The organism is Micromonospora sp. NPDC093243, from assembly GCF_044753725.1.
Taxonomy (GTDB): domain Bacteria; phylum Actinomycetota; class Actinomycetes; order Mycobacteriales; family Micromonosporaceae; genus Micromonospora.
Genome location: NZ_JBIVNT010000002.1, coordinates 397,917 through 416,154, shown reverse-complemented (window position 1 = coordinate 416,154; position 18,238 = coordinate 397,917). Strand labels below are relative to the sequence as shown.

Genomic DNA, 18,238 nt, shown 5'->3' with positions numbered 1-18,238 from the left:
CGTAGACTTTCCCGGTCACACCGATCGGCTCCTGACGATCGCCATCACCACACGGGCCGCAACCCCCGGCCCCGGCGATCGGCCGGTCGTCCTGGCAACAGCCGGCCCCCCGGCCCTGACATCTGGAGCTCCCCCACTCATGCGTTCCCGCGTGACCATGGTGCTTGCCGTCGTGGCGGTCCTGCTCGGTGGCGTCCTGATCGTTCCCGCCGCGTACGCCCGGCTCGCCGGTGACGACGCCACCGCCAGCGGTGGTGGCGGTGGCGGCGGCAGTGTCGCCGCGCCCGCGCCGACCCCGCCGCCGCCTCCGACGCTGGCCGCCGGCCCGGTCTCGGTGAACTTCAAGGGCGAGTTCTTCTCCTGGGCCCTGATGGACCGGGCGACCGGGAAGATCTCCGGTTCGAAGAACATGGCCTCGACCAGCTCGACCGAGTCGATGATCAAGTCCTGGTTCGCCGCCGACTACCTGAAGCGACTCGGCGACAAGGAGCTGTCGGCCAGCTGGAAGCAAGCCATCACCACGGCGATCCGGGACAGCAACGACGACGCCGCCAACCAGCTCTACAAGGCGAACGGCGGCGCCGCGACCATCAAGCGGATGACCAGCACCTGCAAGCTGACCGACACCAAGCCGGGCAAGGTGCCCGGCTACATCGGCTGGTGGAGCTTCACCCAGATGTCCCCGCGCGACGCGGTACGCCTCGGCGACTGCATCGCCGACGGCACCGCCGCCGGGCAGAAGTGGACCAAGTTCCTGTTGGACGAGATGAGCAAGGTTCGCGGCAGTGTCACCGCCCAGAAGGCGAAGTCCGGCGGCGGCAAGTGGGGGATCATCGACGGCCTGCCGGCGTCGATCAAGGCGCAGGGGCCGGTCAGCATCAAGAACGGCTGGACCCCGCTCATGTACGACGGCAACTGGCACGTCAACTGCCTCGCCGTCACCGGCAAGTGGAGCCTCGCGGTGATGCTTCGCTACCCGCAGAAGAACGGCCTCTCCTACGGGGCGAAGGCCTGCGCGAGCGTGGCCACCCAACTGGTGACCCCACAGCCCGGCGCGGCGCTCAAGGTGCCGCAGCAGCCCCTCGGGAAGCTCTGATGGCCGGCGACCGACGCAGCCGCGACCGGCAGGGCGCCGAGGGGCGGAGCGGCGAGGCCTCCCCGCTGCGGTTGATCGCGATCGCGGTGATCCTGATCGGACTCGTGCTCGTGTCGCTGCGCCTGCTGCCCGGCTCGCCGTTCGAGTCCCAGGCCGCCTCGCGGTGGGGCGAGGCCGACGCGCCGGCGGAGCGCTCCACCGGCACGCCCGGCGACCGCCGCACCCGTCCGTCGCCGAGCCCCAGCCCGTCGCTGGCACCGCTGCCGTTCGTGGCCAAGGATCTCGACCTGGACATCGAGGGCTGGTACTCCTGGAGCGTGCTGGACCGGCGCACCGGAAAGATCATCGGTTCGAAGAACATGGACGAGACCAGCACCACCGCCTCGCTGATCAAGGCCTGGATCGTCGCCGACTACCTGCGTCGGGCCGACGAGAACGGCCAGACCCCGAGCGACGCCAAGCTCGCCGACGCCACCCGGATCATCCGCGACAGCGACAACACCCGGGCCGAGCAGTTCTACAACAGCGTCGGCCGGGCCGCGTCGATCAAGCGGCTGATCTCGATGTGCAAGCTCACCGACAGCAGCGTCGCGCCCGACGGCGGCTGGAGCCGTACCGCCCTGTCGCCCCGGGACACCGCCCGAATGGGCAACTGCATCGCCGACGGCACCGCGGCCGGCCCGGAGTGGACGAAGTGGCTGCTCAACGAGATGCGGCTGGTCCGCGGCGCCGGTGACTTCGGCATCCGCAAGGCGTTCCCGGCGGCGCAGCAGAAGAAGATCGCCATCAAGAACGGGTGGATCGACCGGACCAGGGAGCAGGAGATGCACATCAACTGCCTGGCCATCGGCGACACCTGGACGATGGGCGTGATGGTCCAGTACCCGATCAACATGGGCTACGACTACGGCATGAAGAACTGCGAGAAGATCACCGAAGCCCTGCTGCGTCCCGGCGTCTGACCCGCGAGCCGGGGCGACCCGCCCGCCCGGTGAGTCCGGCCGGCCGGCCGGTCAGCCGGCGAAGAACTCGGGCCCGTCGGCCGGCAGGGCGGGGGCCTCGCCGAGGGCGGCGGCCCGTCGGGCGAACTCCCGCAGCCCGGCCACCTGCCGCTCGCCCAACGAGAAGTCCAGGGTACGGAAGTACGTGGCCAGGGTCTCCGCGTCGAACGGCTCCCAACGGGCGCCCGCCTCGGCCACCTGGTCGAGCTCGGCCAGGCTGAGGTCGCGCGAGCGCAGGAACGCCTCGTGCACCTCCTTGACCACGCCCGGGTGGGCAGCGGCGAAGTCGCGACGGGCCGCCCACACGGCGAAGACCATCGGCAGCCCGGTCCAGTCCCGCCAGGCCTGCCCCAGGTCGGTGACCTCGAGGCCCTGGCGCGGCGCCTCGTGGAGGGCGCGAAGCGCCACGTCACCGATGAGCACCGCGGCGTCCGCCTCCAGCAGCATCTGGGTCAGGTCCGGCGGGCACCGGAAGTAGTCCGGCCGGACCCCGTACCGCTCGGCGAGGTACATCTGCGCCAACAGCACGCCGGTGCGGGAGGTCGAGCCGAGCGCGACCCGGGACCCGTCCAGCTCGCTCAGCGGCCGGGTGGAGACGATGTTGACCGAGAGCACCGGGCCGTCGCTACCCACCGCGAGGTCGGGCAGCAGCAGCAGCTCGTCGGCGTGCCGCAGGTACTCCAGCTGCGTGATCGGGCCGATGTCCAGGTCACCGCCGACCAGGGCCGCGTTCAACTGGTCCGGGGTGTCCTTGTAGAGGTCGACGTCGAGCAGGGCGCCGGAGCGCATCAGCCCCCAGTAGATCGGCAGGCAGTTCAGGAACTGGATGTGTCCGACCCGGGGACGGGCGATGCGCTCAGCCATGCCCTGACCGTATCCCCGCCCACCGGCACCCGCTCAGCGGCCCGGCGCCGGAGTGGCCAACCCCGCATCCGGCGCCGACAGCCCCGCAAGCTCGGGCCGCACCACACCCTCGGCGTGCTCGGCCTGGGCGGACCGCTCGGCGCGGGCGGCGCGGTTGACGGGTATCACCAGCAGGGCGACCGCGACCAGCCCGGCTACCCCGGCGACGGCGACCAGCGGCCGCGGCGCGAAGAACTCCAGCAGCAGACCACCGGCGAGGTAGCCGACCATGGCCGCGCCCTGGACCGCGCCACCGTAGAGCGCGAAGGCGCGACCGCGAGCCGCCTCGGGGACCCGCCGGGCCATCAGCACGTTGCCGAAGACGTTGTTGCCGCCGTTCCAGACGCCGCCGATCAGCCAGATCGGCACCAGCAGCAGGGCGGACGGCACGGCCGCCGAGACCAGCACCATCAGGCAGCATCCGCCGAGCAGGGCAAGGGTCGCCCGGGTCAGCGCGGCGTCCTGCGGGAACCGCCTGACCACCCGGGCGAAGATCCATGCTCCGGCCAGCATGCCCAGCGTCCACGCGCCGGTGACGAGCCCGTACATGGTGGTGGTGCTGTGCAGCGTCTCCCGGATGAAGAAGACCTCCACCACGTTGATCGCCCCGACCGCGCCGACCACCCCGGCCACGCTCACCACCATCGCGAGCAGCAGCGGGTCGCTGCGCAGTCGCCAGCCGGCCGGGGTGCGACCGTCGGCGGTGGTCCCGGTCGCCACCGGCTGCGCCCGCCGCCGGCCGCCCCGTCGGGTGCGGATGAGCAGCCCCGCCGCCACCAGGGCGAGGTAGCTGACCGCGTCGACGAGCAGCGGGACCCGCGTGCCGAATCCGCCCACCAGCAGCCCGGCCAGCGCCGGGCCGGCCAGCGCACCGAGGGTGCCGGCCGACTGGTGCAGAGCGCTGGCCCGGGGCAGGTCCGCCGGCCTGACCATCGCCGGGACCAGGGCGGCGAGCACCGGCTGGGTCACGGCCAGGCCGACGGCGAGCAGGCCGACCAGGACGATGACCAGCGGCGGGCTATCGGTGTACGCCAGCGCGAGGCAGATGCCGGCCTGGGCCACACCGGCGACGACCAGCAGGGTGCGGCTGTCCACCCGGTCGGCGAGCCGCCCGGTCAGCGGGGCCAGCGCGACCAGCGGCAGGGTCGCGGCGAGCAGCAGCCCCGAGACCGCGAGACCGCCGGCGCCCGCGGTCTGCAACGCCAGGGTCAGCGCGGCGGCCGCGAGGAAGTCCCCGCAGCTGGAGAGGCCCCGGGCGGCGGTGACCAGCCAGACGTCCGACCAGCGCGACGAGACAGGTGTGAAGGACATATTTCGAAAATAATCCTTCACACCTGTGATGGCAAGCCCGCTCACTCCATCGGCAGCGCCTTGTACTGGATCGAGACCGTCCGCGCGTCAGTCGGCGGATCCACCCGGGTCCGCTTGCGATACGGCTCCAACAGCCGGAACACCGCCTCGTTCACCTCCTTCAACTCGGCCGCCGTGAGCAGTAGTTGACTGTCGGTGAGCCGGGCGACGTCGTACCACTCGGCCGGCTCGTCCGGCGCTCGCCGCAACCAGTCCCGGCTGCGCTCCAGGTCGCGGGCGAACCACGCCTCGATCAACGCGCGTTCGGCCGCCCGGGTCTCGGGCTCGGCGCCCCTTCCGGCGTCGACCGTCCAGCTGGCGCTGACCGTGCGCCAGATCCGCTCCCGCGCGTCGCCCCGGCTCGGCGCCGGCTCGACCAGGCCGGCCTTCGCCAACTCGCGAAGGTGGTAACTGGTGGCGCTCGGCGACTGACCGACGATCTCGGCGCACTCGGTGGCCGTCGCGCCGCCCGGCAGCGAGCTCAGATGGTCCATGATCGCGAGTCGGGCCGGATGGGCCAGCGCACGCATCACCTGCGGATCGCTGATCGTCACCCGACGCTGCTCAGGGCTCGGCTCGGTCATTCCCCCATGATCCCGGGCCGCCCGGGCACCCGCCATCACCCCCGGCCGCGAACGGTCGCGCGGCACTAGGCTGGCCGGGCTCAACGGCGAGGAAGGCGGGCATGAAGACATCCGTGACGATCGGCCAGATCCCCACCGGCTGGGACATCGACACCAATCTCGCCTCGATCGAGACAGTGCTGAGCCACAGCCAGCGCGACGACGTCGTGCTGCTGCCCGAGGGCGCCCTGTCCGGGTACGCGCCGGACCTCTCCCCGCTCGCCACGCTCGATCCCCGGCACCTCGCCGAGGCGATCGAGGCGGTCGCCGAGCTGGCCCGGCTCCGGGGTGTCCACCTCTTCTGCGGATCACTGGTGCTCGAGGACGGCGCCTGGTGGAACGCCGCGCTGCACTTCGCCCCGTCCGGCGACCGGTGGAGCTACCGGAAGATCAACCTGGCGTGGAACGAGCGGCCCGTGCTGCGGGCCGGCGCCGAACTGCCCACCCTGCGCGTGCCTCAGCCCTGGGGCGACCTCGTGGTGGGCGTGCAGCTCTGCCGGGAGATCCGCTACCCCGAGCAGTGGCAGTACCTGGCCCGCTCGGGCGCCGCCGCCTTCGTCTTCCTGACCAACGCCGCGAGCCCCGAGGCCGTCCCGGGTCTCTGGCGCAGTCACCTGATCAGCCGGGCGGCCGAGAACCAGCGGTTCGTCTTCGCGGTGAACCTCGCCGACCCGCGGCAGCACTGCCCGAGCATGGTGGTCTCACCCCGCGGCGAGGTGCTCGCCGAGCTACCGCCCGGCGAGACCGGCACGCTCCGGGTCACCGTCGACCTGGCCGAGGTCTCCGACTGGAACCTCGACCAGCAACGCCGCGACGTCCTCGACCTGCGGTACCACCCGGCGGCCCGGCAGCCGGCCGAGGGAACGTCGGTTGCCCGGCCCACGGCGTGACCCGCGCCGGCCGGCACCGAAATTCGGTTGCCCGGCGGACGCACGGGAGTAGGCTTTTCGTTTCCGCCTGACGGCCGCGGTGAGTATGCACCGCAGCGGACGTCCCCGCGCCGGCCCACGAGCCGGAAACGCGAGCGGCAGCGTTTTTCCCCGTGTCGAGGAGTACGTGGATGACCCTGCGCGCCCAAGATCAGTCCCTGGATGTGGAGCTAGCCGCCGAGCGGGCCCACCTGGACACCTCCCGAGCCGCGCTGAGCCGGATGCGAGAGCGGGCCAAGGCCCTCTTCTCCACCGGTGACCAGGTGGCCGGCGACGCGTACGCCGCCGAGACGCTCGGCCGGACGCTGGCCCGCCGGGTCGCCGAGCTCGCCGACGACCCCACCACCCCGCTCTTCTTCGGCCGGCTCGACTTCGGCGCGGGTGCCGACGGTCTGGACGGCGAGATCCCGGACACCGTCGACGGCGACGCGACGTACGCCGATCACGCCGGCCGGCGCTACCACATCGGTCGCCGCCACGTCACCGACGAGCGCGGCGAGCCGCTGGTGCTCGACTGGCGGGCCCCCATCTCCCGGTCGTTCTACCGGGCCAGCGCCCGGGACCCGCAGGGGATCGCGACCCGGCGCCGGTTCGGCTTCAGCACCGGAGTGCTCACCAGCTTCGAGGACGAGCACCTGGACCGGGGCGAGGAGCTGGGCACGGCCAGCCGGATCCTGACCTCCGAGATCGAGCGGCCGCGCGTCGGGCCGATGCGGGACATCGTCGCCACCATCCAGCCCGAGCAGGACGAGCTGGTCCGGGCCGACCTCGCCGACTCGATCTGCGTGCAGGGAGCGCCGGGCACCGGAAAGACCGCGGTCGGGCTGCACCGCGCCGCGTACCTGCTCTACCTGCACCGGGAGCGGTTGCGGCGGGCCGGCGTGTTGATCGTCGGGCCGAACCGGGCGTTCCTGTCGTACATCGCGGCGGTGCTGCCGGCGCTCGGCGAGGTGGAGGTCGAGCAGTCCACGGTGGAGGACCTGCTCGCCCGGGTGCCGATCCGGGCCGTGGAGGACCCCGCCACGGCCACGCTGAAGCACGACGCCCGGATGGCCGAGGTGCTGCGTCGCGCGGTCGAGGCGCACATCGGGGAGCCGACCGAGCCGATCATGGTCTCCGACGGCTCGTTCCGCTGGCGGATCGGACTGGATCCGCTGCACCGGGTGATCGAGGAGACCCGCCGGGAGGGGCTGCCGTACGGCGTGGGCCGGGAGCGGGTGCGGGCCCGGGTGGTCAGCCTGCTGCAACGACAGGCCGAGGCACGCCGGGCGGAGTCGCCCGGCGATCCCTGGCTGCGCCGGATGGGGAAGTCCCGGCCGGTGACCGGGTTCCTCGACGCGGTCTGGCCGGCGCTCACCGCGGAAGGCCTGGTGTACGCCCTGCTCGCCGATTCGGCGGCGCTCGCCGCGGCGGCGGACGGACTCCTCACCGAGGCCGAGCAGGCCCTGCTGACCTGGTCCAAGCCGGCGCGTACCGCCAAGGCGACCCGATGGACGGCCGCGGACGCGGTCCTCATCGACGAGGCGTCCGGGCTGATCGAGCGGCCGGCCGGCTTCGGGCACGTGGTGCTCGACGAGGCACAGGACCTCTCCCCGATGCAGTGCCGGGCCATCGCCCGACGCAGCGAACACGGGTCGATCACCCTCCTCGGCGACCTGGCTCAGGGCACCGCGCCGTGGGCCGCCACGGACTGGCGTCAGTCCCTGAGCCACCTGGGCAAGCCGGACGCCGCCGTGGTCCCGCTGACCGTCGGCTTCCGGGTGCCGGCCGCGGTGGTCGAGTTCGCCAACCGGCTGCTGCCGGCGCTCGCCGTGGACGTACCCCCGGCCGAGTCGCTGCGCCGGGACGGCGGCCTGGACATTCGTACCGTGACCGACCTGGCCGCGGCGACGGTGGCCGAGGTGCGGGCGGCGCTCGCGCACGACGGCTCGGTCGGCGTGATCGCCGCGGACGACACGGTGGACGGGCTGCGCGCGGCGCTCGCCGACGCCGGTGTGCCCACCGCGACCGCCGACGACGTGGCCACCGCGGCGCGGGTCACCGTGGTCCCCGCGACCCTGGTCAAGGGCCTGGAGTACGACCACGTGGTGGTGGTCGAGCCGGCGGCGATCGTGGCGGCCGAGCCGCGCGGCCTGCACCGGCTCTACGTGGTGCTCACCCGGGCGGTCTCCCGGCTCACGGTGCTGCACGCCGAGCCGCTGCCGGCGCTGCTGGCCGACTGACCGCGCGCGCCTCTCCCGGGGGCCCGGCGAAGCGGCGCTGCGCCCCGGGGCGCTCAGCCGGAGAGGGCGGCGGCGACCGCGCGCAGCGGCCGGCCCGACTCGGCGATCGGCACGGTGAAGGCGAGCCACGAGCCGTCGGTGAAGTCGAGGCGCAGCCGCTTCGGGTTGAGCCGATGCCAGCCCACCCGGGCCGACGCCACCTCTACCCGCGACGCGGACCAGGCGATCCGGGTCTCGGCCAGCGACCGCTCGTCGTCCTCGCGTGTGGACAGCAGCTTCACCGGCCCGGTGAGGCAGACCAGCAGCCGCCGGTCGGTGGCGGCGAGCAGGACGTCCCGCACCGTCCCGGTCGGCCGGGGCGATCGCAGCGCGTGGTGCAGCCGGGAGGCGGCGGAGCCCGGAACCCCGCGGCCGGCGACGCCCCAGGCGATCCGATCCACCAGTCGGTCGCCGGGCGCCGAGGTGACCAGCGGAACGAGCACGTTGAGCAGGGCCGACCTGACGGTCACCCGGCCGGGCGCCGCCGGCGCGGCCGGCTCGGGCGGGGGCGGCGGCGTCGCCCCGTTGGCGGCCTCGGCCTTCGCGTACGCCAACACCCGCTCATCCGGCTCGGCGAGCTGACCGATCCGGTCGCGGTACCTGGTCTCCTGCACCCGGTCAGTATCGGTCGTGGCGGTCGGCCCCGGTGCCCCGCGCTCGTCGGGACAACAAATTTGGCGCCGACACGGTACACAGAGAACCGGCAGTTCACCGGCAAAGGAGAATCCTGATGATCCTCGCCCGCGCCGACCAGGCCAGCCGCCGGTACGGTGACGTCCTCGCCCTCGACCGGATCGACCTCGAGGTACGCGCCGGTGAGCTGGTCGGTCTGCTCGGCCCGAACGGGGCCGGCAAGAGCACGCTGATGAACCTGCTCGTCGGGCTGCGCCGCCCGACCTCGGGCCGGGTCGAACTCTTCGGCGGCGACCCGCGCGACCCGGCGTCCCGACGGCAGATCGGGGTGACCCCGCAGGAGACCGGGCTCCCGGGCACCCTGCGCGTCGGCGAGGTGGTCGATTTCGTCTCCGCGCACTACCCCGACCCGGTACCCCGCGACGAACTGCTCGCCCGGTTCGGCCTCACCGAGCAGGCGCGGCGACAGACCGGTGGGCTCTCCGGCGGCCAGCGCCGCCGGCTCGCGGTGGCGCTGGCCTTCGTCGGCCGGCCCCGGCTGGTGCTGCTCGACGAGCCGACGACCGGCTTGGACGTGGAGGCCCGACACAGCCTCTGGGAGGCGATCCGCGGGTTCCACGCCGACGGCGGAACGGTGCTGCTCTCCAGTCACTACCTGGAGGAGGTGGAGGCGCTGGCCCGCCGGGTCGTGGTGATCGGGCAGGGACGGGTGCTGGCCGACGACACCATGGCGGCGGTCCGGGCCGTGGTCGGCGTACGGCGGGTCAGCCTCGTCGCCGACCGGCTGCCCACCCTGCCAGGCGTGGTACGCACCGAGCGGATCGACGGCCGCACGCACCTGCTCACCACCGACGCCGACCAGCTCGTCCGGGCCCTGGTCACCGCCGGGGTGGCCTTCACCGACCTGGAGGTACGCCCCACCTCGCTGGAGGAGGCGTTCCTCGCCATCACCTCCGACGCGCCATCGGCCGGCGCCGAGAACGAGCCCGACGTCCACGCCGCGCCGGCCGGCACCACCGCCTGAGGAGGCGACCGTGCAGCTTGCCCTGGTCCACGCCCGCTATCAGTTGCTGGAGATCGTCCGGATCCCGGTCGCCGTCGTCGGCAGCGCGTTCTTCCCGGCCGCCGCGATGCTCTTCTTCGTGGTCCCGTTCGCCGGCGACGACCCGACCGGCGCCACCTTCGCCACCGCCTCGATGGTCACCTTCTCGGTGATGAGCGCCAACATCTTCCAGTACGGCATCGGCGTGGCCGAGGACCGCGACCAGCCGTGGAACCCGTACACCCGGACCCTGCCGGCCGGGCCGGCGCCCCGGTTCGCCGGCCGGGTGCTGGCCGGTCTGGTGCTCACCTACCTCTCGCTGATCCCGGTGGTGGTGATCAGCGCGACGCTGACCGCCGCGCAGATCACTCCGGTGGCGTTCCTGCTGGCGATCGGCACGGTCACGGTGGTCTCGGTGCCGTTCACCCTGATGGGGCTCGCCATCGGATACTCGCTGCCGAGCAAGGCGGCGATCGTGGTCGCCCAGATCGTCTTCTTCCCGCTCGCCTTCGGCGGTGGCCTGCTCTCCGCCCCCGGCGAGGCGCCCGGGTTCATCGAGGCGCTCGCGCCCTACCTGCCCACTCGCGGAGCGGTCGAGTTGATGTGGGCGGCGGTGGGCGACCACCCGGTGCGCCCGTTGTCCCTGACCATGCTGGGCGTCTGGGTGGTGCTGCTGGCAGCGCTCGCCGGCTGGGCGTACCGACGGGACGAGGGTCGCCGGTTCAGCTGAACTTTCGTCCGATTTCGCCCCGTACGTCGGCGGGACGGTGCCAGGATTCCGGCAGGGGGCCGGTCCCGGCCACCGGAGCCGAGAGGGGTCGCCGTGAGCACCGTCCCGCCGGGCACGCCCTGCTGGGCCGACCTGGCCACCCCCGATCTCGCCGACGCGCGACGCTTCTATCCGGAGCTGTTCGGCTGGACCGGCCAGGTGGCCCCGGAGCCGGAGGCGGGCGGCTACACGGTGTTCAAACTGGCCGGCCAGGCCGTGGCCGGGGCGGGTCCGCCGGCCATCCCCGACCAGATCCCGATCTGGTCGACGTACGTCGCCACCGACGACGCCGACCTGGTCGCAGGCCGGGTCGAGCGGGCCGGCGGGCAGGTGGTCGTGCCGCCGTTCGAGGTCTTCGACCGGGGGCGGATGGCCGTCTTCGCCGACCCGGCCGGCGCCTCGTTCAGCGTCTGGCAGCCGATGGCGATGCCCGGCGGCGAGGTGTTCAACGTGCCGGGCGCGATGAGCTGGAACGAGCTGGTCACCCCCGACCCGGAGGGGGCCAAGGTCTTCTACGAGCTGGTCTTCGGGTGGCAGCCGGACGACCAGCCGGTCGGCTCGATGACCTACACCGGCTGGCGGCTGGGGGCGCGGATCGTGGCCGGGATGATGCCGCCGCTGGCCGACGACTTCCCGACGGACCTGCCGGCGTACTGGACGGTCTACTTCGCGGTCGCCGACGCCGACGCCGCCGCGGCCCGCGCCGCCGAGCTGGGCGGAACCATCCTGGTGCCGCCGCGCGACATCCCGGTGGGGCGGTTCGCCGCGCTGCGCGACCCGCAGGGCGCGCTCTTCTCGGTCATCGACGTCGGCACCGACTGATCGGGGTCAGCGGCGGCGGACCGGCACGACCAGCGGGCCGTGCTCACCGTCGACCACCCGGACGCTGGCACCGTAGTGCGCGGCGAGCAGCCGCTCGGTGAGCACCTCGCGCGGGGCGCCGGCGGCGGCCACCCGGCCCTCGTCCAGCAGCACCATCCGGTCGGCGTACTCGCCGGCGATGGAGAGGTCGTGCATGGTCGCGCAGACGGTCAGCCCGTGCTCGCGGCGCAACTGGTCGACCAGCTCCAGCACCTCCTGCTGGTGACCGATGTCCAGCGCGCTGGTCGGCTCGTCGAGCAGCAGCAGGGTGGCGCCCTGGGCCAGCGCGCGGGCCAGGAAGACCCGCTGCCGTTCGCCGCCGGACAGGGTGGCCAGCTCGCGCCGGTGGAAGCCGGTCAGGTCCAGCCGCGCCAGCACCTCGTGCACGGCGGCCAGGTCGGCGGCCGACTCCCGACCGAGCGCCGGGATGTACGGGGTCCGGCCGAGCAGCACGTAGTCCAGCACCGACATGCCCGGGGGCACGACCGGGGACTGGGCCACCGTGGCCACCACCCGGGCCCGGTCGCGGCGGCGCAGCGACCCGATCGGCGTACCGAAGAGGGTGACCTCGCCCTTCGTGGGCAGCAGGCCGCCGACGGCGCGCAGCAGGGTCGACTTGCCCGCCCCGTTCGGGCCGATGACGGTGACCCACTCGCCGACGGCGACGGTCAGGTCGACCCCGGCCAGGATCCGGGCGCCGTCCAGGGTGACGTGCAGGTCCCGCACCTCGACGGCGGGGGCGGCGGCGGACGGCTGGGCGGGCCTCACGTCAGCACCCGGCGCGCGGTGCGCAGAACCAGCACGAAGAACGGGCCGCCGAGCAGTGCGGTCACCACCCCGATCGGGATCTCGGCCGGCGCGGCGGCGGTGCGCGCCACCACGTCGGTGAGCGCCAGGAAGGCGGCGCCGAAGAGCAGCGAGAGCGGCAGGATCACCCGGTAGCTCGACCCGGCGAGCAGTCGCACGGTGTGCGGCACGATGATGCCGACGAAGCCGATCAGGCCGGTCGCGGAGACCGCCGCCGCGGTGCCCAGCGAGGCCGCCGCGACCAGCAGGTACCGGGAGCGCTGCGGGTGCAGCCCGAGGCTGGTCGCCTCGTCGTCACCGACCGAGAGCACGTCCAGCTCCCGCCCGTGCAGCAGCACCACCACGGCGGTCAGCACGGCGTACGGCAGCACCAGCAGCACGTCGTGCCAGCCGGCCGTGGCCAGCCGGCCGAGCAGCCAGGAGTAGACCGCCTGGATGCTGTCGGAGTGCCGTTGCAGCAGGTAGGTCTGCCCGGCGGAGAGGAACGCGGAGACCGCGACCCCGGCCAGGATCAGCATCGCCGGGGAGCGGCTCCGGCCGCCCGCCGCGCCGAGCAGGTAGGTCATCGCGACCGCGCCGAGTGAGCCGACGAACGCGGCGAGCGGGATGGTCACCGGCAGTCCGGTGAGCGCGCCGGCCGTGCCGGCGCCGCCGAGCGCGATCACGGCGGTGACCGCGAGGCCCGACCCGGCGGCCACCCCGAGCAGGTACGGGTCGGCGAGCGGGTTACGGAAGACGCCCTGGTAGCAGCCGCCGGCCAGGGCGAGCATCCCACCGACGAGCAGGCCGAGCACCACCCGGGGCAGCCGCAGCTCGGTCACGATGGCGATCTCGCGCTCGTTGAGTCCGCTCTCCAGGTGCACGCCGGGCAGCAGGTTGAGCAGTTCGGCGGCGACGCTCCCGGGCGGCAGGGTGACCGGGCCGAGGGAAACCCCGGCCACCAGCGCGACGAGCACCGCGATCACGCCGGCCACGAGCCAGATCGGGCGCAGGCCGGCCGGCCGGGACGCGGGCGGCGTCCCGGCCGAACGGGCCGGCGGTGCGGTCTGGGCCACCGGAAGCGCCCTGGTCACCGGGGGAGGTCGTTCACGCGGGCACCTTGGCGACCGCGTCCACGATGGACCGGAGCAGGTCGACGACGCGCGGGCCCCAGCGCGAGGCGATGTCGTCGTCCAGCGCGACCACCTGGTTGTTCTTCACCGCGGTGAGCCCGGACCAGCCGCTGCGCGCCTTGACCGTCTCGGCGCTCTGCTGACAGCACTTGGTGTCGGCGAGGAAGATGAAGTCCGGGTCGGCCTTGACGATGACCTCCTGGGAGAGCTGCGGGTAGCCGCCGTTCTTGCCGTCGGCGTCGGCCGGGTCGGCGATGTTCTCCAGGCCGGCCATCGCGTAGAGCGAGCCGATGAAGGTCTTGCTGGTCGCGCTGTACAGCTCGGTGCCCAGCTCGTGGTAGTAGGTCAGCTTCTCCGGGCGCTGCGGCAGGTCCTTGACCAGCTTGCCGATGTCGTCCTTCATCCGCCCGGTGACGTCGGCCGCCGTGTCGGCGTGCCCGGTGAGCGTGCCGAGGTCGGTGATCTGCCGGTACGAGTCGTCCAGCGTGGTCGCCGCCGGGGTGAGCAGTACCGGGATCTTCAGCGCGGTGAGCTGGTCGACGACCTTGTTGGTGTCGTTGGAGAGCACCACCAGGTCGGGGTTCTTGGCGGCGATCGCCTCGGCGTTCGGCTGGAAGCCGGAGAGGTCGCTCTTCGGCGCCTCCGGCGGATAGTTCGAGTTGTCGTCGACCGCGACCACCTGTGGGCCGGCGCCGATGGCGAAGAGCATCTCGGTCACCGACGGCGAGAGCGAGACGATCTTCTCGGGGCGCTTGTCGAGGGTGAGCTTGCCGACCGTCGCCGGGTAGGCGGCGCTCGACGGGCCGGTGCCGGCCGCGGGCTGGTCATCGGTCTTCTGCGCGCAGGCGCCGAGGGCGAGCGCGGCGACCGCGAGGGTCGCGGCGAGAAGCCGGGGGGTACGTCTGGACATGGTCCTCCTGTCGGCCGAGGAGCGTGGTGCTTCGCCGACAGGGAGTGCGCCCGTCCGCGAGGCGCCCTTCCTCGAGAGCGCGGGTCGCGACCGCTCCGCAGGCGACCTGGCTCGTCCCCGCCGCGCGGCGTCGGCCGGCGGGCCGTACGCGGCTCGGCGCCGGCAGGGCCGGCGCCGGCGGCATCCGGCCGGACGGGCCGGGCGCCGCGGTGGGGCATCACAGTTGCGGGACAGCGCCGGTTTCGCACCGGCTTCGCTGTGGATCGGTCGGTAAGACGGTAGCGCACCGCCGGGACGTGCCCGATCGATGACGACTCGATCGGAGAGAGTCGATCAGCCTGGCGGGCCGGAACGGTCGTTCACTGGCGGTATGTCCGAGATCCGGCGGGCCGGCCGGGGTGGTGGGGCCCCGTCGGGGGCGGGACGGGGCCCCACCCGATCAGGAGGAGGTGATGGTGACGTTGTCCACAGCCGCCTCGACCAGGCTGGCCCCGGAAGCGTCAGCGGCCTCCACCAGGATCCGGACGGACTGCCCCGCGTACGGGGTGAGGTTCAGGTTCGACACGGTCCAGGCGCCGTTGCGGTTGCTGGCCGCGCCGGCCTGGGTGAGCAGGGTCGTGGTGCCGCCGTTGTGCACCACGCTGACCCGGAAGTAGTCGGCCGACGAGGCGTTCGAGCCGTGCGCGAGGTACCAGGCCAGCGAGAGGGTGAGCGTTCCGCTCGCCGGCAGGGTCACCGCCGGGGACCGGGCGCTGGTCGACCCGCCGTCCAGGTCGTAGTCGCCGGCCCCGGTTCCGGCGAGCCGGCCGGTGACCAGGTCGTTGCTGCCGGCGTACGGGGTGAGCTGCTTCGCGCCGCTGGACGTGGTCGCCTGGGCGGCGCCCCGCTCCCACGCCCCCAGGGTCGCGGTGTCCGTGCCGGCCGGGTTGATGGTCCAGCCGGTGGCGGTCTCGAAGGTGTCCGACCAGACCGTGGTGCCGCCACCACCGCCGCAGTACTGCGCCTGCTTGCCGATCGCCCGGTACGGGCAGTCGGCGTACTCGCTGAGGATCAGCACCGCCTCCCGGTTGCGGGAGGTCTGCGCGGGGATCACCTCGTCGGGCGGGTAGAAGCCGCCGCCGGAGGCGGAGCCCGGGTACATCTCGAAGGTGTAGGCCCAGATGCCGTGGGTGGCCCACATCCAGTCGATGCTGTCCCCGTCGGTGATGTAGAGGTCGCTGGACTGCTCCGGGGTGTAGCCGTTGGTGGCCGCCATCTGCTGGCCGATGGTGGCGAAGGTGTTGTACTGGTCGGCGTTCATGCCGGGCGCGGTGTTCGCGGTGGTGTAGCCGTAGGGCCAGAGCACCAGCTGCGAGTACGTGTGGAAGTCGATGTTGGCCTTGATCTGCTGGACGCCGCCGACCACCCGGCTGTTGACGAAGTTGCGCAGCGCCTGGGTCTCCGGCGCGGAGAACGCCGAGGGCCCCCGGTAGGTCTCCGACGAGGTGGAGCCGGACGAGCCACCGCAGCAGCCCCAGTTGTAGCTCCAGTTGCGGTTGAGGTCGGTGCCGACGCTCGACGAACCGCTGTTCGGCTGCCGGTTCTTCCGCCAGGAGCGGTACGAACCGGTGGCGATGTCGTACTCGCTGCCGTCCGGGTTGACCGTCGGCACGATCCAGATCTCCCGCCCGTTGACCAGGTTGGTGATCCGCGAGTCGCTGCCGTAGCTGTCCGTGAAGAGGTTGAGCAGGTAGATCGCCATCTCCACGGTGAGGTGCTCGCGGGCGTGCTGCTGGGCGTTGAAGAGAAGCTCCGGCTCGTTCTCGTCGGTGCCGACGTTGTCGGAGATCTTCACGGCCATCAGGTCCCGGCCCTCGTACGAGCTGCCGATGCTGAGCTTGCGGGCGATCCCCGGGTGGTCGGCGACGACCTGGTTCACCACCGCGGTCAGCTCGGCGTAGTCGTGGTAGTTCGAGTCGGCCGGCGGGAAGGCCTGAACGCCCACGTCGCCGTCCGCGTGCTCATGGGTCGGTGGCTCGGCGATCGGCTCCAGCCGGAAGCCGAGCCGGGCGATCGCGGCGGCCTCGGCCGAGGTGGCCGAGATGTGCAGCACGCCGTGTTCGCTGTAGTCGATGGCCGCTCCGGTGCGGGCCACCGCGTTGCGGTCGGCGAGGGTACGGGGGCCGAGCACCCGGTAGCTGGCGGCGGGGGCGGCGTCGGTTTCCGGGGCGGGCCGGGCGGAGACCGGTCCGGTGACGACGGTGGCGAGCGCCACGCCGGTGGCGACGGCGAGCGCCAGGGCACGGCGGAGAGTGATGGGCGTGCGGAGGGCCATGGACAACCTCCTCGGGGTACGGGGAGATCCCGTTCGGTGCTGCACACTTCACCATCCGTCACATGGTCATATCAATATTGATCGCTGCCTAATCCATGCCAAGCGGATCATCACTCTGGCAATGATTTTCCATCTGTCTACATCTGGCGAAACTTCCTTCCGGGCGGGAGACTGACCAGCAACGATGCCCGACCTCCAGACCCGCGGAGCACCCATGGCCAGATCACGCCTACGCGTGGCCGCCCTCGCCGGCGTCACCGCGCTCACCCTCCTCGGCACCGCCGTGCCCGCCGGCGCGGCCGCCCCGGTCGCCGTCGACCGGACCGCCGCGTCCCGGCCGATCAGCCACGACGAGCAGATCACCTTCCAGGAGTGGTCCCGCTACCCGGACTGGCGCCGGGGCAGCCACGCCGGCACCCGGGCGGTGCCCGGTGCCAACCCGGGCCTGACCCTGGCCCGACCCGCCGGCACCACCGACTACACCGACCCGCACACCGGGACCACCCGCAGCTGGGAGTACGCGACCTGGACCTCGCCGGTCACCCAGGTCGGCTTCGACGCCACCGAACTGGTCGCCTCCTGGAACGCGAAGACGCCCGCCGGGACGTGGATCCAGGTAGAGCTCCAGGGCAGCTACAACACCGGCGAGCAGACCCCGTGGTACGTGATGGGTCGCTGGGCCGCCGGGGACGCCGACATCAAACGGACCACCGTCAACCGGCAGGGTGACCCCTGGTCGACGATCTGGACCGACACCTTCAGCATCGACGACGCCACGGCCGGGGTGCTGCTGCGGGCCTACCAGCTGCGGCTGACCCTCTACCGGGCGCCCGGGCAGACCGCCGCGCCGGTGGTGCACATGCTCGGCGCGATGAGCTCGAACGTGCCGGACCGGTTCACCGTCACCCCCAGCGCCGGACACATCGCCTGGGGCGTCGAGCTGCCGGTGCCGCGCTACTCGCAGAACGTCCACTCCGGCCACTACCCCGAGTACGACGGCGGCGGCGAGGCCTGGTGCTCCCCCACCTCCACCGAGATGGTGGTCGAGTACTGGGGACGCAAGCCGTCCGCGGCCGACACGGCCTGGGTGGACCCGACCTACCCGGACCCGACGGTCAACCACGCCGCCCGGATGACCTACGACTACGCCTACGACGGCGCCGGCAACTGGCCGTTCAACACCGCGTACGCCGCCAGCTTCCCGGGCCTGGAGGGACGGGTGACCCGGCTGCACTCCCTGGACGAGCTGGAGCGCTTCATCGCCGCCGGCATTCCGGTGGTGACCAGCCAGTCGTTCCTCGCCAGCGAGCTGGACGGGGCGAACTACGGCACCTCGGGCCATCTGTTCGTGGTGGTCGGCTTCACCGCCGAGGGCGACGTGATCGTCAACGACCCCGCGTCGTCCAGCAACGACGTGGTGCGCAACGTCTACCAGCGGGAGCAGTTCGAGCAGATCTGGCTGCGGACCAAGCGGATCAACGCCAGTGGCGGGGTCTCCGGCGGCTCCGGTGGCATCGCCTACCTGATCAAGCCGGCGCACAAGCCCTGGCCGCACGTCCCCGGCTCCACCAACTGGTGAGAACGGACGAGCCCGGCACGGTCGCGGTCGACCGTGCCGGGCTCGCCG

The 18,238-nt window shown here is 72.8% G+C and carries 16 protein-coding genes; 8 read left to right on the top strand and 8 right to left on the bottom strand.

What is annotated here, in order from left to right; genetic code table 11:
* The first annotated feature begins 139 nt into the window (after positions 1-139).
* Both ACIP9D_RS06720 and ACIP9D_RS06715 read left to right on the top strand, forming a co-directional pair.
* Positions 140-1,096, top strand: a complete 957-nt coding sequence (locus ACIP9D_RS06720) for a hypothetical protein (protein WP_350868110.1) — start codon at positions 140-142, stop codon at positions 1,094-1,096.
* A complete protein-coding gene (locus ACIP9D_RS06715) occupies positions 1,096-2,058 on the top strand; it encodes a hypothetical protein (protein WP_350868111.1) in 963 nt (320 codons plus the stop codon). The genes ACIP9D_RS06720 and ACIP9D_RS06715 overlap by 1 nt, the downstream gene beginning before the upstream one ends.
* A gap of 51 nt (positions 2,059-2,109) precedes the next feature.
* On the opposite strand, the gene ACIP9D_RS06710 is transcribed toward ACIP9D_RS06715, so the two are convergent.
* From ACIP9D_RS06710 to ACIP9D_RS06700, 3 genes are read right to left on the bottom strand one after another with little or no spacing between them, the layout of a single operon-like run.
* The gene (locus tag ACIP9D_RS06710) at positions 2,110-2,961 is read right to left on the bottom strand and encodes a menaquinone biosynthesis protein (RefSeq protein ID WP_350868113.1); all 852 of its coding nucleotides are present in this window, start codon (positions 2,959-2,961) and stop codon (positions 2,110-2,112) included.
* A gap of 33 nt (positions 2,962-2,994) precedes the next feature.
* Positions 2,995-4,311, bottom strand: a complete 1,317-nt coding sequence (locus ACIP9D_RS06705; RefSeq protein ID WP_350868114.1) for an MFS transporter — start codon at positions 4,309-4,311, stop codon at positions 2,995-2,997.
* A gap of 41 nt (positions 4,312-4,352) precedes the next feature.
* Complete coding sequence (locus tag ACIP9D_RS06700; protein WP_350868115.1) at positions 4,353-4,934, bottom strand: metalloregulator ArsR/SmtB family transcription factor; 582 nt, start codon at positions 4,932-4,934, stop codon at positions 4,353-4,355.
* 101 nt (positions 4,935-5,035) lie between these two features.
* Between ACIP9D_RS06700 and ACIP9D_RS06695 the strand changes: the two genes are divergently transcribed.
* Together ACIP9D_RS06695 and ACIP9D_RS06690 are read left to right on the top strand one after the other, a co-directional pair.
* A complete protein-coding gene (locus ACIP9D_RS06695) occupies positions 5,036-5,863 on the top strand; it encodes a carbon-nitrogen hydrolase family protein (RefSeq protein WP_350868117.1) in 828 nt (275 codons plus the stop codon).
* 170 nt (positions 5,864-6,033) lie between these two features.
* Positions 6,034-8,124 carry an AAA family ATPase gene (locus tag ACIP9D_RS06690; protein WP_350868119.1) on the top strand — a complete coding sequence of 697 codons (2,091 nt, stop codon included), beginning with the start codon at positions 6,034-6,036 and terminating at the stop codon, positions 8,122-8,124.
* A gap of 53 nt (positions 8,125-8,177) precedes the next feature.
* Here ACIP9D_RS06690 and ACIP9D_RS06685 read toward each other — a convergent pair whose 3' ends face one another.
* On the bottom strand, positions 8,178-8,777 hold the full coding sequence (locus ACIP9D_RS06685) for a hypothetical protein (RefSeq protein ID WP_350868120.1): 600 nt from the start codon (positions 8,775-8,777) through the stop codon (positions 8,178-8,180).
* 116 nt (positions 8,778-8,893) lie between these two features.
* Between ACIP9D_RS06685 and ACIP9D_RS06680 the strand changes: the two genes are divergently transcribed.
* The 3 genes from ACIP9D_RS06680 to ACIP9D_RS06670 all read left to right on the top strand — a co-directional run bounded on the left by ACIP9D_RS06680 (position 8,894) and on the right by ACIP9D_RS06670 (position 11,429).
* Positions 8,894-9,820 (top strand): ABC transporter ATP-binding protein, encoded by a 927-nt coding sequence (locus ACIP9D_RS06680; RefSeq protein WP_350868121.1) that lies wholly within the window; start codon positions 8,894-8,896, stop codon positions 9,818-9,820.
* A 10-nt stretch (positions 9,821-9,830) separates the two neighbouring features.
* Positions 9,831-10,568: an ABC transporter permease gene (locus ACIP9D_RS06675; RefSeq protein ID WP_350868123.1), complete on the top strand. Its 738-nt coding sequence runs from the start codon at positions 9,831-9,833 to the stop codon at positions 10,566-10,568.
* Positions 10,569-10,661: 93 nt separating this feature from the next.
* The gene (locus ACIP9D_RS06670) at positions 10,662-11,429 is read left to right on the top strand and encodes a VOC family protein (protein ID WP_350868125.1); all 768 of its coding nucleotides are present in this window, start codon (positions 10,662-10,664) and stop codon (positions 11,427-11,429) included.
* Between the two features lie 6 nt (positions 11,430-11,435).
* Here ACIP9D_RS06670 and ACIP9D_RS06665 read toward each other — a convergent pair whose 3' ends face one another.
* The 4 genes from ACIP9D_RS06665 to ACIP9D_RS06650 all read right to left on the bottom strand — a co-directional run bounded on the left by ACIP9D_RS06665 (position 11,436) and on the right by ACIP9D_RS06650 (position 16,611).
* Positions 11,436-12,236, bottom strand: a complete 801-nt coding sequence (locus ACIP9D_RS06665) for an ABC transporter ATP-binding protein (protein WP_350868126.1) — start codon at positions 12,234-12,236, stop codon at positions 11,436-11,438.
* Complete coding sequence (locus ACIP9D_RS06660) at positions 12,233-13,330, bottom strand: iron ABC transporter permease (protein WP_350868128.1); 1,098 nt, start codon at positions 13,328-13,330, stop codon at positions 12,233-12,235. The genes ACIP9D_RS06665 and ACIP9D_RS06660 overlap by 4 nt, the downstream gene beginning before the upstream one ends.
* Positions 13,331-13,361: 31 nt before the next feature.
* Positions 13,362-14,297 carry an ABC transporter substrate-binding protein gene (locus ACIP9D_RS06655; protein WP_350868130.1) on the bottom strand — a complete coding sequence of 312 codons (936 nt, stop codon included), beginning with the start codon at positions 14,295-14,297 and terminating at the stop codon, positions 13,362-13,364.
* A gap of 439 nt (positions 14,298-14,736) precedes the next feature.
* Entirely contained in the window at positions 14,737-16,611 is a 1,875-nt protein-coding gene (locus tag ACIP9D_RS06650) for a M14 family zinc carboxypeptidase (protein ID WP_350868132.1), read from the bottom strand.
* 214 nt (positions 16,612-16,825) lie between these two features.
* Here ACIP9D_RS06650 and ACIP9D_RS06645 point away from each other — a divergent pair, with 214 nt between their 5' ends.
* Positions 16,826-18,190 carry a C39 family peptidase gene (locus ACIP9D_RS06645; protein WP_350868134.1) on the top strand — a complete coding sequence of 455 codons (1,365 nt, stop codon included), beginning with the start codon at positions 16,826-16,828 and terminating at the stop codon, positions 18,188-18,190.
* The last annotated feature ends 48 nt before the right edge of the window (positions 18,191-18,238 follow it).

Coding starts and splice junctions, on each gene's coding strand:
- ACIP9D_RS06720 (WP_350868110.1), top strand. CDS start 140: ATGCGTTCCCGCGTGACCATGGTGCTTGCCGTCGTGGCGGTCCTGCTC.
- ACIP9D_RS06715 (WP_350868111.1), top strand. CDS start 1,096: ATGGCCGGCGACCGACGCAGCCGCGACCGGCAGGGCGCCGAGGGGCGG.
- ACIP9D_RS06710 (WP_350868113.1), bottom strand. CDS start 2,961: ATGGCTGAGCGCATCGCCCGTCCCCGGGTCGGACACATCCAGTTCCTG.
- ACIP9D_RS06705 (WP_350868114.1), bottom strand. CDS start 4,311: ATGTCCTTCACACCTGTCTCGTCGCGCTGGTCGGACGTCTGGCTGGTC.
- ACIP9D_RS06700 (WP_350868115.1), bottom strand. CDS start 4,934: ATGACCGAGCCGAGCCCTGAGCAGCGTCGGGTGACGATCAGCGATCCG.
- ACIP9D_RS06695 (WP_350868117.1), top strand. CDS start 5,036: ATGAAGACATCCGTGACGATCGGCCAGATCCCCACCGGCTGGGACATC.
- ACIP9D_RS06690 (WP_350868119.1), top strand. CDS start 6,034: ATGACCCTGCGCGCCCAAGATCAGTCCCTGGATGTGGAGCTAGCCGCC.
- ACIP9D_RS06680 (WP_350868121.1), top strand. CDS start 8,894: ATGATCCTCGCCCGCGCCGACCAGGCCAGCCGCCGGTACGGTGACGTC.
- ACIP9D_RS06655 (WP_350868130.1), bottom strand. CDS start 14,297: ATGTCCAGACGTACCCCCCGGCTTCTCGCCGCGACCCTCGCGGTCGCC.
- ACIP9D_RS06650 (WP_350868132.1), bottom strand. CDS start 16,611: ATGGCCCTCCGCACGCCCATCACTCTCCGCCGTGCCCTGGCGCTCGCC.
- ACIP9D_RS06645 (WP_350868134.1), top strand. CDS start 16,826: ATGGCCAGATCACGCCTACGCGTGGCCGCCCTCGCCGGCGTCACCGCG.